The organism is Thalassolituus sp. ST750PaO-4 (genome assembly GCF_020320405.1).
Classification (GTDB): domain Bacteria; phylum Pseudomonadota; class Gammaproteobacteria; order Pseudomonadales; family Oceanobacteraceae; genus Venatoribacter; species Venatoribacter alkanivorans.
The window spans coordinates 339,972-352,476 of record NZ_JABVCB010000013.1 but is presented as its reverse complement, the minus strand read 5'-3'; the positions used below and the strand labels follow the sequence as shown (position 1 = coordinate 352,476).

12 protein-coding genes are annotated in these 12,505 nt (G+C 53.8%); 5 read left to right on the top strand and 7 right to left on the bottom strand.

Annotated elements, in window-relative coordinates; translation table 11 throughout:
• Positions 1-25: 25 nt before the first annotated feature.
• From HUF18_RS17070 to HUF18_RS17055, 4 genes are all read right to left on the bottom strand, one after another.
• A complete protein-coding gene (locus HUF18_RS17070) occupies positions 26-889 on the bottom strand; it encodes a DMT family transporter (protein WP_225693053.1) in 864 nt (287 codons plus the stop codon).
• A 100-nt stretch (positions 890-989) separates the two neighbouring features.
• Entirely contained in the window at positions 990-2,189 is a 1,200-nt protein-coding gene (locus HUF18_RS17065; protein ID WP_225693052.1) for a flagellar assembly protein FlgT, read from the bottom strand.
• 24 nt (positions 2,190-2,213) lie between these two features.
• Entirely contained in the window at positions 2,214-2,819 is a 606-nt protein-coding gene (locus tag HUF18_RS17060) for an LPP20 family lipoprotein (protein WP_145466422.1), read from the bottom strand.
• A gap of 118 nt (positions 2,820-2,937) precedes the next feature.
• On the bottom strand, positions 2,938-3,852 hold the full coding sequence (locus tag HUF18_RS17055) for a DMT family transporter (protein WP_225693051.1): 915 nt from the start codon (positions 3,850-3,852) through the stop codon (positions 2,938-2,940).
• Positions 3,853-4,301: 449 nt separating this feature from the next.
• On the opposite strand from HUF18_RS17055, the gene traF reads away from it, so the two are divergent.
• Entirely contained in the window at positions 4,302-5,960 is a 1,659-nt protein-coding gene (traF, locus tag HUF18_RS17050; RefSeq protein ID WP_225693050.1) for a conjugal transfer protein TraF, read from the top strand.
• A gap of 107 nt (positions 5,961-6,067) precedes the next feature.
• Positions 6,068-7,306 (top strand): multifunctional CCA addition/repair protein, encoded by a 1,239-nt coding sequence (locus tag HUF18_RS17045; RefSeq protein WP_225693049.1) that lies wholly within the window; start codon positions 6,068-6,070, stop codon positions 7,304-7,306.
• A gap of 20 nt (positions 7,307-7,326) precedes the next feature.
• Here the strand turns inward: HUF18_RS17045 and folK are convergent, their stop codons facing one another.
• From folK to tsaD, 3 genes are read right to left on the bottom strand one after another with little or no spacing between them, the layout of a single operon-like run.
• On the bottom strand, positions 7,327-7,827 hold the full coding sequence (gene folK / locus HUF18_RS17040; RefSeq protein WP_225693048.1) for a 2-amino-4-hydroxy-6-hydroxymethyldihydropteridine diphosphokinase: 501 nt from the start codon (positions 7,825-7,827) through the stop codon (positions 7,327-7,329).
• Positions 7,827-8,198 carry a dihydroneopterin aldolase gene (gene folB / locus HUF18_RS17035; RefSeq protein ID WP_145466427.1) on the bottom strand — a complete coding sequence of 124 codons (372 nt, stop codon included), beginning with the start codon at positions 8,196-8,198 and terminating at the stop codon, positions 7,827-7,829. Before folB ends, folK begins: the two co-directional genes overlap by 1 nt.
• Positions 8,191-9,264, bottom strand: coding sequence for a tRNA (adenosine(37)-N6)-threonylcarbamoyltransferase complex transferase subunit TsaD (tsaD, locus tag HUF18_RS17030; protein WP_145466428.1), 1,074 nt, complete (start codon positions 9,262-9,264; stop codon positions 8,191-8,193). The genes folB and tsaD overlap by 8 nt, the downstream gene beginning before the upstream one ends.
• Positions 9,265-9,559: 295 nt before the next feature.
• Here tsaD and rpsU point away from each other — a divergent pair, with 295 nt between their 5' ends.
• The 3 genes from rpsU (at position 9,560) to dnaG (ending at position 12,209) form a co-directional block, all read left to right on the top strand.
• Positions 9,560-9,775, top strand: coding sequence for a 30S ribosomal protein S21 (rpsU, locus tag HUF18_RS17025; RefSeq protein ID WP_145466429.1), 216 nt, complete (start codon positions 9,560-9,562; stop codon positions 9,773-9,775).
• Between the two features lie 30 nt (positions 9,776-9,805).
• Positions 9,806-10,252, top strand: a complete 447-nt coding sequence (locus HUF18_RS17020; protein WP_145466430.1) for a GatB/YqeY domain-containing protein — start codon at positions 9,806-9,808, stop codon at positions 10,250-10,252.
• 103 nt (positions 10,253-10,355) lie between these two features.
• Positions 10,356-12,209, top strand: coding sequence for a DNA primase (gene dnaG / locus HUF18_RS17015; protein ID WP_145466431.1), 1,854 nt, complete (start codon positions 10,356-10,358; stop codon positions 12,207-12,209).
• Positions 12,210-12,505 lie beyond the last annotated feature (296 nt).

The following is a 12,505-nucleotide window of genomic DNA, read 5'->3' as shown; positions in this document are numbered from 1 at the left end:
GGCGTAACTGGCAGATATTTTTACCTCAGTTACGCCGGTATTCCGCCCGCAGGTTCAGCAGGTTGCCGCTGAACATTAAGACGGCACCTGCCAGCACAAACAGATCAATACTTTCCTGATAAAACAGATAGCCCACCACAGCAATTAATGGCAAACGCAGAAAATCCATGGGCACAACCACGGTTGCATCCGCCAGCCGGAATGCATGCGCCATGCAGAAGTGCGCACTCATTGCAGTAATACCCACCAGTAAAATCCAGGGCAGAGTCTCAGCCGCAGGCGTTGTCCAGTTCAGCACTGACGGCACCAGCCCGAACGGCAGTTGCATGAGAGTCATATAAAACAGAATGCACAGCGGAGTATCGGTGCGGGTCAGGGACTTGGTCTGAATATAAGAAAAGGCATAACCCAGCGCGCCGCCCAGTACCGCAAAAGCCGCAGGCTGCAGAACACCGGCGCCGGGCCGAAGAATTAATAACAGCCCGGCAATACCCAATACCAACGCCTGCAGGCGTGCTCCGGTCAGACGCTCTTTTAACAGGAAAAAAGCCAGCAACGCGGTCCAGACCGGCGTGGTAAATTCAATGGCGATCACTTCTGCCAGTGGAATAAAAGCCAGTCCGTAAAACCAGCCGTACTGGCCAGCATAATGGGCAATATTTCTCAGCCAGTGAGTTTTGAGACGCTGCGTACGGATCTGTTGCCAGCCACTGCGACTGAGCAGAATGGAGATAACCAACACGCCAATCACACTGCGGAAGAACAGGATCTGATAAGTGGTCAGCGAGTGTGACAATTCACGCCCGGATATAGCCATCAGCATAAAAGAGAGCAGCGCACCCGACATCCAGAGTGCAGCAAGGAAGGCTGGGTGACGATTTGTCAGCATGAAGATTTCCGCTCAGGGAGAAAGGCGGCAGGGTAACACAGCTGACACAGGTATAAATAAGAGCAAAGGCGAATACAATTCGCCCCGCTCTTATAAACGACTACCAGGCGATGACCATATCATCACGCTGAATCGCCAGATGCTCTGCCGTCAGCTTCATCTCCGCGACCACAAACTGTGGCTGCACCTGTTTGATTACCACTTCAGTGGCCATATCGCTGAGCTCGGTGCGCGGTTCAAGATCGAGGTTATAGAAGGTACCGGTACGATAAACCTGAAACTTATCACCCGGACGAATACCAGCTCCTGCACTGGCTTCAATATGCAGGCGGTTACCTTTAGCTTTTACAATACGGGCCATAAACGGCTGGCAGCGCAAAACTTCATCCACATCATCCACCACGCCACTGAGTAACTCACGCACTTCCGCGCCATACGGCGTCTGCCAGAAATGTGGCGAGGCAAAAGGCACCCGCTCCCGTGCCGGACGGTCCCAGGCACCATGAGCAGAATAACTACGCTGGAATAGCATGGCACCGCTTAATCCATCGTGCACAAAGACATCCATGACAAACTGCCGGTCACGGTTGTTATCTTCCAGCCCTAGCAAATCCAGCCAGCTGTCCGCACCCGATGCACGGCGACTGTCGTTCCCTGCCTCACCCATCATCGAAAGATCACGCACCACACCGGACACCACATACTGCGCCCCCAGCTGGGTAGCCAGAGCCACAGAGGTGGTTAAACGCTGCTGTGCGGTTTCCATTGATGGCGCACGGCGTGGGTCCTGATACAGACTGGTACGGGTCGCATCCAGTGCATGAATGGCACCGCGGTTATTCAGCGTATTAACCAGCACGCGGGGCAGATCCTGTTCGATATTCTGCAACTGCCCAAGCGTTGCCTGCTGTGGACGGGCCAGACCAAAACCAGCCACCGCCACCGCTTTACGATAACGCTGAGTGCTGGCCGGACACATCGCCTGCGGAGTAACATCAGCGCGTATCGCGACCTGATATAAGCCACCAGCCTGATCTTCCCACAGCACTTCAATATTCTTCAGCTGTGCATTCGAGCGCACCTGCACATCATCCTGTTGCACAACCCCCTGACTCATCAGCTGCGTACTGCTGACCTGAGCACCGGCACGCAGACTGGCCTGACGCATAGCATCCTGCAGCGCCTGCTCACGGGCGTGGGAAATGGCACCGCTCAGTGGCGCTTCTCCGGTTACTTCCACCGTCAGAGCAGAAACCGGCAGAGAACACAGAGTCATCATTAAAATGTTCAGGATACGCATACAGCCTCCTCGCCAGACTGGCCGTTACTCAATAAAGTAAAAGCCGGTTTCCGGAACACTGGCTTCGCCCTGCACACGCTGGCGCTGGCTGGATGCAAAGTTATTACTGCCGGAAGGGCTGCCTAATGATGCGCGGCAATCAACATTAAAACGCTGACTGTCGGCTGTCTGCAGACAGTTACGGAAGCCCTGATCGATCACCATTTCCAGCACCGTTTCCACGCTGCCATCCGGCATAACATCGGATGACACTACCCGCGCACCGTGCATATAGGTTTCGACGTAGCTGCGGAAACGGTCATTCAGCACAACCATATCGCGCACCGTGGTACTGCCCTGAATCGAGGTGCCATACACCCGCTCAGCCATCGAGCGGTAAGCATCCATCTTCGATGCGCGGATCGCCATCAGGCGGCGCTGTACGTCACTTTTCTTTTTGTCCGTGTCCATAGCGCCATAACCAACTACACGCAGCACCATCGGCGCAATCGGATCAATTTCCTGCTCTACCGGCTGAAAATAAGCCTCGGGTTCTTCGTTCAGATTACTGTCTTCAATCAGGGCGCTGGAACATCCCTGCAACATCAACGACGTAATGGCAGTGCCTGCCACAATAAAAGGCCACTTCATAACAATCTCCCGGACAACTGAGGCGCAGGAATCTGCTCTGAATCATTGCCACGCTAAGCAGCATTGTTTACAGACAGAGATTCCCCTTGATGCACTTATCGGCCGCAGCAATAAAAAATTAAGCTTTTTTTATCCCCCGGGAGAAAGCCAGTAAGCCACGCAGTTTACGGTCAGGCCAGACATGCCACTGATACAAAGCAAGCCCTGCAAGCAACAACGCGGCGCCTAATACCGAACTGGCGGCGAGTCGTTCGTCCTTAAGCCAGAATCCCCAGAACACCGCCAATACAGGTGCGATAAGCGTAATCAGGGTAACCCGCGATGCCGGCAGATGCTGCAGCACCAGGTAATACAGCATGAACCCAAGCAGCGAACCGAACACCACCAGATAGCCCAATCCCAACTGGCTCACCAACGGCCACTCATCCGGCAAATGCACCCCGAATAATGGCAGAGTCAGCAGATAAGCAAAGGATGACAGCCACAGCGTACCGCTGGTCTGAACCATAGGATGCAGACCGGCATTCACCTGCTTTACCCATACCGCACTGGCAGCGAAACAAAGTACCGACACCAGCGTACCGAGAATGCCACGCCAGGCACCGGCATCCAGCGCCAGCCGGCCGGCCACAACAAAAGCCAGACCCAGCAAAGCCAACAGCAAAGCCAGCACCCGAACCGGTGTCAGCTCCCGCTCATTCAGCCAGAACCAGGCTAATGCACCGGACAACATCGGACTAAGCCCGTAGAGCACAGAAATCAGCCCGGATGGAATATAGAGTGACCCCCAGTACACCGACATCATCGCGCCATATACGCCAAGGCTGCCGGCCAGGTAGCTCATTAATGCAGCCCGGTTCAGGCGCAAAGGCTGACGCAACAACAAAAGAATGGGCAAAGATAACAGAGCGCTGAACCACATTCTCAGCGTCAGCGCGGTAAAAAAATCCAGACCATCCTGACTGAACTGGATGGCGATCGGTGTGGTGGACCAGATAAAGACCACCAATAAATAAGCAACAATAACAGGCATAACACAGACCCCGGAGAAGCAGAACACCGCCGGCGGCCCACAAAAAAGGCCGCGGGAGCGGCCTTTTAATACAGAACAGATGTACTGACTAAAACGACCGTCGGAAACGGGCACGCACAACCATGGCGCGGCGGATTCGCTGCGGCGCGGCCATAATGGCGGAAGCTTGTTTCGGACAGATGACGTTTAACATTCAGATCAGCTTATTCTGTTAATGAATCAGGGCCTGCTCATACGAGTCAAACAGGCTCTAGCACAATCGGCAGGATAGACTTGCCATATTCGTTATGCAAGCGTGGCGAAAGATGACTATCATTGGTGGACAATCAACAGGCTTGCATGTGAAATTTGCTAAGACAGTCACAGATCGGGAATAATTCCCGGCAATGCATTTTTTATGTGCAGCCAACCAGGATCATCTGTTTAACAATAATTCAGGAATTCCAGCCATGACCAAACGTTCACTATTGGCAGTCGCCATCGCAACCCTCGGCATTCAGTCAGTCCAGGCAGCACCTTTTCTGCCAATGGATGCACGCGGTCTGGCAATGGGTAACACCGGTGTTGCCAGCGCCAAGCGCGCACATGCTCCGGCCTACAACCCATCACTGCTGTCCCAGGCATCTGAGGACGATGACTTTGCCCTCATTTTTCCACAGGTCGGGGTGAATTTGGCCGATGAAGAAGAGCTGGTCGACAGTGCTCAGGATATTAACGACGATATCGTGCCGCGGTTCGAAGATTTGTTTGATGACAGCCAGGCTGGCAACTTCAGTGACAATGTAGAAGCTCTGGCAAATGCCGCTGATGCTCTGGCCTCACAAATCGCCAACATCAATGTAAACGATGGACGGACAGCCCTGCAAAAAGCTAATGACCTGCGCGCTGCCGCCAACAGTTTTGACACAAACCTGAACAGCGTGAACAACCGTCTTGCGGAAGTAAACACCGTAACCTCCGACCTGACAAAATCACTCAACAGCATTTCCGGGGATCCATTACGCGGCCGCCTTGGCATTGGTGCCGCACTGGCTATTCCAAGCAAGTCTTTTGCCGCAGCATTGAGCCTGAGTGGTGACGTTACTTTTTCTGGCCGGGCCTTCTTTACCCAGGAAGATCAGAATCTGATCAACGCTTACGGACAGGCAGCATCTGGCTACGTACAGACAGCGCTCGATGAGAACATCAGCAATCAGATCAATACGATTGCCCAAAACGTAGAAGATGGTGCTCCGGTCAACAACTCTCAGATTACAGCGATTGCCAACAGTGTCGATCAGGTTGCCAATTACACCTCTCCGGATACCGTAACAACCGCAGCCGGGGACATCCGGATTTTTAACAATGGTGAGCTTTCAGCAGAAGCTAAAGATGCGGACCTTAACTCTCAGGTTCAGGTTGTTGCTGTCGCCGTTGCAGAGCTGGCCTTATCTTTCTCCCGCGAATTTGAAATTTACGGCGAAAACGTTGCCATTGGTATCACACCAAAACTGCAGAAAGTGTCTACCCTGCACTACGCCTCCGAGATGGATAACGAAGACGATATCGAAACAGACGATATCGAAGACTCCCGCGAGGACTACAGCAAAGTTAACCTGGATATCGGTGCATCCTATCGTTTTGGTAGTGAAGGCAACTGGATGATTGGTCTGGTGGGTAAAAACCTGCTTGGTGGCGAATTTGATTACGCTGATGCCGAAGTAAAAGGTTCTCCGGTAAGAGATTACGACAATAACCCTGCCACCCCTGCCACTCCTCTTTATCTGAAAGGTGGCTCCATTGCCCTGGATCCACAGTACCGCGCCGGTGTTTCTTACAACAGCGACTGGTTCAATATCGCTGCCGACATCGACCTAATGGAAAATGATCCTGTCGCCTTCGAAAATCCAACCCAATACGCTGCTATCGGTGCTGAGCTGGATATTTTCAGCACTCTGCAGCTGCGTCTGGGTTACCGCACCAATATGAGCGTGGCGGATGCAGATATGGTATCCGTTGGTTTTGGCCTGTCCCCATTCGGTATCCATCTGGATATCGCCGCCATGGCAAACCCAAGCGATCCTGAGAAAGAAGCAGGCGTTGCTCTGGAAACCGGTTTCTATTTCTGATTCCGGTCAGGCAGAACCCGGCAAAGGTTCTGCTCTGATGCCCGAAAGGCTAAACTTAAAAGCCGTCACAGTTTTGTGACGGCTTTTTTATTGATGGAATATTCGTTATGCAGATTTACCTTGTCGGCGGCGCAGTACGCGACCAGTTACTGAATCTCCCGCTGAAAGACCGCGACTGGGTTGTGGTCGGCAGCACACCGGACGAGCTGCTGGCTCAGGGTTTTCAGCAAGTCGGTGCCGACTTCCCGGTATTTCTGCATCCGCAAAGCCACGAAGAATACGCCCTGGCCCGCACCGAACGGAAAAGCGGTCAGGGTTATCAGGGTTTTGACTGCCGCTTCAGTCCGGACATCACGCTGGAAGAAGATTTACTGCGCCGCGACCTGACCATTAATGCCATGGCGCTGGACGATAATGGCAATATTATTGACCCTTACCATGGCCAGTCCGATCTGCAACAACGCTTATTACGCCACGTATCACTGGCGTTTGCTGAAGACCCGTTACGGGTGTTGCGCGTCGCCCGTTTTGCCGCCCGCTTTGCTCCTCTGGGGTTCCGTGTTGCCGACGAAACAATGACCCTGATGCGTAATATGGTAAACGCTGGCGAACTGGACCATCTGGTCGCGGAACGGGTCTGGAACGAAACTCAAAGGGCACTGGGCGAAAAGCAGCCAGAAGTGTATTTTCAGGTACTGCGCGACTGCGGTGCATTAAAGGTATGGTTCGCTGAAATTGATGCTCTGTTCGGCATTCCGCAACCGGAAAAACATCATCCGGAAATTGATTGCGGTATTCATGCACTACTGTCGTTAAAAGCCGCAGCACAACTCAGCGACAGCATGGCTGTACGCTGGGCAGCCTTAAGTCATGATCTGGGTAAAGCACTGACACCAGAGGAAGAATGGCCACGCCATATTGCCCACGAAGCGCGCGGTAAAAAGCCGTTAAAAGCCCTGCATCAGCGCCTGAAAGCACCACGGGATGCAGCCGAATTAGCCGTGCTCAGCAGTGAATTTCATACCCATGTACACCGTGCGTTTGAACTGAAAGGCAGCACACTGAATAAAGTCTTTAATCAGCTTGATGCCTGGCGCAAAAGTGAGCGTTTTGAACAGTTTTTACTGGTCTGCGAGGCGGATGCCAAAGGCCGTACCGGGCTGGAAAATGAGCCTTATCCACAGGCCGGTTATATGCGTGCGGCACTCAAAGAAGCGCTGAGTATTAATGCTCAGGATATGATCGCCCGGGGGCATCAGGGCGCGGCAATAAGAACCGCACTGAACGAAGCGCGGGATAAACATCTGCAACACTGGAAAACACAGCAGCAACTAAGTGCTGAATAAAAACCGCTGTTAAAACCCGTCTAGCCGCGGGCAACAGTATTCTGGCTGGCGCGTACCGGATACAACGGCTGGTCAGTTAATGCCGGCCAGTAATGCGTCAGTGGTGTTCCGTCGGCAGGATCAACACCGTCAGGAAAAATATCCAGCAGCGGACGTAAAACAAAAGCAAATTGCTGAATATCAGAGCGCGGTAATTGCAGCCCGGCAAACTCACCGGCCAGATCATCAAACAATAAAATATCGATATCCAGCGCACGGGATGAATATTTCACCGCATCAGCGCTGCGGCCAAAATCAAATTCCAGCTGTTTTAAACCGGCCGCAAGTTCCGCCAGAGAACAGGCGCATTCAATTTCGACCACCAGATTAATAAAATCCGGGCCGTCGAACCCCATGGCCGGGGAACGATACCAGGGCGACACACGCAGCAATGAATACTGCAGACTCAGGCGCGCAATACCAGCCGCCAGATTCTGCTCAGCATCGATATTGGAACCTAAACCAAGGAACACCCGCGACATCAGCGCTTGTCTCCTGCCGGCTGGTCACCGCGTTCGATATACAGACCAACCGCACGTGCCTGTGGTACAACCGCCGGTTTTTCTACCTGAATGCCCAGCCAGGGCATACCAAACTCTTTACGCAGCGCCTCAGCCAGACGCTCCAGCAATGATTCCAGCAGCTGGAAATGCTGTTCACGCACAAAACGCTCAATAAATTCGGTGACGGCCTGATAATTTAACGCGTGCATTAAATCGTCGGTGGCGGCTGCCAGACGAATATCCCAGGCCATTTCCAGATCGAAAATCAGCGGCTGACGTACCTGTTTTTCCCAGTCGTAAACGCCGATAACGGCATCGACTTTTAAACCGCGGATAAACACCTTATCCATGTTCAGCACCACTTTCTGCGTTAGCGTCAGGCGCAACACAATCAACCGGCGTCAGACTGGTCATCGGCCAGCGCGGTACCACCGATACCGCCAGATCCGACTGCTCGCCAGCCACTAAGCGCTGGGTTCCGGCATAAGCAATCATGGCGCCGTTGTCGGTACAGAGTTCCGGCCGCGGGTAAAATACCGCGCCGCCCAGAGCTTCTGCTGTGGTACGTAATTTTTCGCGCAGGCGTTTATTAGCACCGACACCACCAGCAATAATCAGGCGGTTAATACCGGTTTGCTGCATCGCCCGTTTGCATTTAATCGCCAGCGTATCGACCACCGCCGCCTGAAAACAGGCAGAAATATCCGCTTTATCCTGATCCGCCAGTACACCATCGACCGCACATTCAAGAATGGTGGTACGTACCCGGGTTTTTAAGCCACTGAAGCTGAAATCCAGACCAGGACGGTCGGTCATCGGGCGCGGGAATTTAAAGCGTTTATCATCGCCCTGAGCCGCCAGAGCACTCAGCGCCGGACCGCCGGGATACGGCAGCCCCATCATTTTTGCGGCTTTATCGAAGGCTTCACCGGCCGCATCGTCAAGGGATTCGCCCAGCAGGCTGTAACGACCAATACCATCGACCTGCACCAGCTGGGTATGCCCACCTGAAACCAGCAACGCAATAAAAGGGAATGGTGGCGGATTATCTTCCAGCATGGGTGCCAGCAGGTGGCCTTCCATATGGTGAACACCAATCGCCGGCAGATCGAGTGCCCAGGCTAGGCTGCGGCCCAGACAGGCACCAACCAGCAAAGCACCAACCAGACCCGGGCCTGAGGTGTAGGCCACACCATCCAGATCTTTCAGTGTCAGGCCGGCTTCATCCATCACTTCACGGATCAGCGGTAATGCTTTGCGCACATGGTCACGGGAAGCCAGTTCCGGCACCACGCCGCCATATTCGGCATGCAGTGCAATCTGAGAGTAAACCCGGTGCGCCAGCAAACCCTGCTTGCTGTCATACAGGGCGATGCCGGTTTCATCACAGGATGTTTCCAGACCTAAAACCCGCATAAATAATCTCTTCTCACACGATCTAACGAAGGGGCGCATGATACTGCCGCACCCCAGCCTGCGCCAGCCGCAATTCCCCGATCGGCCGGGATGCCCCGCCGGGGACGCAGGAAAGACAGGATAATCTCCGCTACTCATCGGCCAGAACCCAGCAAATACGCGGGCTGCCGGTTGCCCGGGGTCAATCTGCAAACTACTCTTTGCAATCCACGGACAAAGGATTTAGAATGCCCGCCCTCTAACTGGGGCCTGTGGTTTCCCCATAAACAGACTGATTTAAAACGTAGGTGATTGGATGCCAGCTGTAAAAGTTAAAGAAAACGAACCGTTTGACGTCGCACTGCGTCGCTTCAAGCGTTCTTGCGAAAAAGCAGGCGTACTGTCTGAAGTACGTCGTCGTGAGCACTACGAGAAGCCAACCTGGATCCGTAAGCGCAAAGCGGCTGCCGCTGTTAAGCGTCACTTGAAGAAAGTGCAGCGCGAACAGCGCAAAATGACCCGCCTCTACTAAGAGCCGGGTTACGGGAAGGAAGGAGACCGCATGAGTACTCTGGTTGCTACCATTAAAGACGCTGTTAAAGCGGCAATGCGCGCCAAAGAAAAAGAGCGGCTGAATGCTCTGCGTTTAGCGCAGGCAGAATTCAAACGCGTTGAAGTCGATGAGCGAATTGAAATCGACGACGAGCGTGCTCTGGCTATTCTCGACAAAATGACCAAACAACGTCGTGACTCCATCGCGCAGTATTCTGCCGCCGGACGCGACGACCTGGCAGCGGTCGAGCAGTACGAAATTGATGTACTGAGCGAATTTCTGCCGGAAGCCTTGAGCGAAGAAGAGTTGGCCAAACTGGTGGCTGATGCGATTGCACAGTCCGGTGCTGCTTCAATGCAGGACATGGGCAAAGTCATGGGCATCCTGAAACCACAAGTGCAAGGTCGTGCCGATATGGCACAGATCAGTCAACTGGTGAAGTCTCAACTGGGCTGATTCTGCTCTGCAGGCAATAGAAGCGCTACCCATCCCGGTGTGTAGCGCTTTTGTCGTTTATACGGCTTAATCAAATATACGCTCAGCAACAGGCACCGCATTTATGGCAGGCCGCATACCCCAGTCTTTTATTGATGATCTGCTCGCCCGCGTCGATGTAATCGATGTGGTGGACAGTCGTGTCAAACTGAAAAAGACCGGCAAAAACTACTCCGCCTGTTGCCCTTTCCATAACGAAAAGTCACCGTCGTTTACCGTCAGCCCGGACAAACAGTTTTATTACTGCTTTGGCTGCGGCGCTTCCGGCAGCGCGCTTAAATTCGTGATGGAATTCGATGGCCTGAGTTTTCCCGATGCGGTAGAAAAACTGGCCACCCAGGCCGGCATGGAAGTACCGAAAGAACAGGTCAGCTTCGAAGCCCGCCAGGAACAACAGCACCAGCCACTGTTCGATCTGATGCAGAAAGCCGGTGACTATTTTGAAAAAATGCTGCGCAGCCATGAACAGCGCGGCAAAGCCGTCGATTATTTAAAAAACCGTGGCTTATCCGGCAAGGCAGCCAAATTCTTCGGTATCGGTTACGCCCCACCCGGCTGGGATAACCTGCAGAATTTTCTCGCCGCCAATGGCGAGCGCGAGCTGATTAAGCAACTGATCAGCTGCGGTATGCTGATCGAAAAAGAAGACGGCCGCACGTACGACCGTTTCCGCGACCGCATTATGTTTCCGATACGCGATGCCCGCGGCCGTTATATCGCCTTCGGTGGCCGCGTACTGGGTGACGAAAAACCCAAATATCTGAACTCACCGGAAACCCCGATTTTCCAGAAAGGCCGCGAGCTTTACGGCCTGTACGAAGCACGGAAAATCCGCCAGAAGCTGACCCGAATTGTCATCGTCGAAGGCTATATGGATGTGGTCGCGCTGGCCGAATTCGGCATTCATTACGCCGTGGCCACCCTTGGCACCGCCACCAGCGAGCACCACCTGCGGCGCTTATTCAAAGTCGTGCCGGAAGTCATTTTCTGCTTTGACGGCGATCAGGCCGGACGCACCGCCGCAGCGCGGGCGATGGAAACCGTATTACCGGTACTGGAAGACGGCGTGCAGGCACGCTTTCTGTTTCTGCCCGATGGCGAAGACCCGGACACCCTGGTTCGTCAGGAAGGCAAAGATGCCTTTGAGCAGCGCCTGAATCAGGCCGTGCATCTGCCGGAATTTCTGTTCGACCACCTGAAAGAACAGGTCGACTTCGACACCCTGGACGGCAAAGCACGCCTTGATCAGCTGGCCGCCCCGTTAATTAATAAACTGCCGAAAGGCATGTTGCGCAGTCTGATGCGTAATAAACTGCGCGACGAACTCGGTGCCGACAGTGTCGCCCTCGACCGCCTTGAGTCATCGCCACCAGCAACAGCCGCCGTGGCGGAACAGGCACAATACGAAGAGCAGCTGCCTTCTTATCTGGATGATGAGCGGCACGAACCGCAGCCACCGCATCAGGATCACAGCGCCGATACCCTGGCGCCACTGGTGCATAAAGCACTGACCGCGCTGGTCAAGCAGCCATCACTTTCAGCCGAACTCGAACTCCCCGACACCGAGCCGGAGAGTGAGTACGAACGCCTGCTGATTGAAGTGCTGCGCAAGCTGAAACAGGCACCGCAGCAAAGCAGTGTTGGTCTGCTTATTCAGTGGATCGGTTCGCCCTATCAGGCAGAACTGCAGCAACTGGCCGACAACCCCAACAGCCAGATGAAACCGACCGCGGCCGATATCGCCGTGGTGCTGAAACAGATGAGCGCGCGCAAACTCAGCGCCGAACTGCGCACTCTGACCAGCAAATTTGAACGCGGCGAGAAACTCAGCGACGAAGAAAAAGCCCGTAAACGCGAACTGCACCAGCAACTGCACAGCATTAACAAAAAGCGTGCGCGCATTTACGCCCGTCACTGAAAACAGACACTGAACAAAAAACAGACAAAGTGGCCGCAAGACAGCAAAGAAAACGGCCGCAGGGGCTTGAGATTTAACCAACAGCCCTTATATACAAAGAACTTCTGAATCCGGACAACAGCCGCTTTATAATGCTGCCGGATTCAATAAACGACTGCAGCAGCGCAGCAACCAACGTGACAGAGCCAAGAGGCCAGCATCGGCACATCCGGGCATATTTTCGCCAGGCCGATTTCCCACGTTAACTGACCTTGCTGAAGATAGTGAAGCAAGCAACCGAACCCTGCGGTTACGGG

What these genes read in the sequence shown, in the direction of transcription:
- HUF18_RS17055 (WP_225693051.1), bottom strand. Translation starts at nt 3,852, where the DNA reads ATGCCTGTTATTGTTGCTTATTTATTGGTGGTCTTTATCTGGTCCACC.
- folB (WP_145466427.1), bottom strand. Translation starts at nt 8,198, where the DNA reads ATGGATAAGGTGTTTATCCGCGGTTTAAAAGTCGATGCCGTTATCGGC.
- dnaG (WP_145466431.1), top strand. Translation starts at nt 10,356, where the DNA reads ATGGCAGGCCGCATACCCCAGTCTTTTATTGATGATCTGCTCGCCCGC.
- HUF18_RS17060 (WP_145466422.1), bottom strand. Translation starts at nt 2,819, where the DNA reads ATGAAGTGGCCTTTTATTGTGGCAGGCACTGCCATTACGTCGTTGATG.
- traF (WP_225693050.1), top strand. Translation starts at nt 4,302, where the DNA reads ATGACCAAACGTTCACTATTGGCAGTCGCCATCGCAACCCTCGGCATT.
- HUF18_RS17070 (WP_225693053.1), bottom strand. Translation starts at nt 889, where the DNA reads ATGCTGACAAATCGTCACCCAGCCTTCCTTGCTGCACTCTGGATGTCG.
- tsaD (WP_145466428.1), bottom strand. Translation starts at nt 9,264, where the DNA reads ATGCGGGTTTTAGGTCTGGAAACATCCTGTGATGAAACCGGCATCGCC.
- HUF18_RS17045 (WP_225693049.1), top strand. Translation starts at nt 6,068, where the DNA reads ATGCAGATTTACCTTGTCGGCGGCGCAGTACGCGACCAGTTACTGAAT.
- HUF18_RS17065 (WP_225693052.1), bottom strand. Translation starts at nt 2,189, where the DNA reads ATGCGTATCCTGAACATTTTAATGATGACTCTGTGTTCTCTGCCGGTT.
- HUF18_RS17020 (WP_145466430.1), top strand. Translation starts at nt 9,806, where the DNA reads ATGAGTACTCTGGTTGCTACCATTAAAGACGCTGTTAAAGCGGCAATG.
- folK (WP_225693048.1), bottom strand. Translation starts at nt 7,827, where the DNA reads ATGTCGCGGGTGTTCCTTGGTTTAGGTTCCAATATCGATGCTGAGCAG.
- rpsU (WP_145466429.1), top strand. Translation starts at nt 9,560, where the DNA reads ATGCCAGCTGTAAAAGTTAAAGAAAACGAACCGTTTGACGTCGCACTG.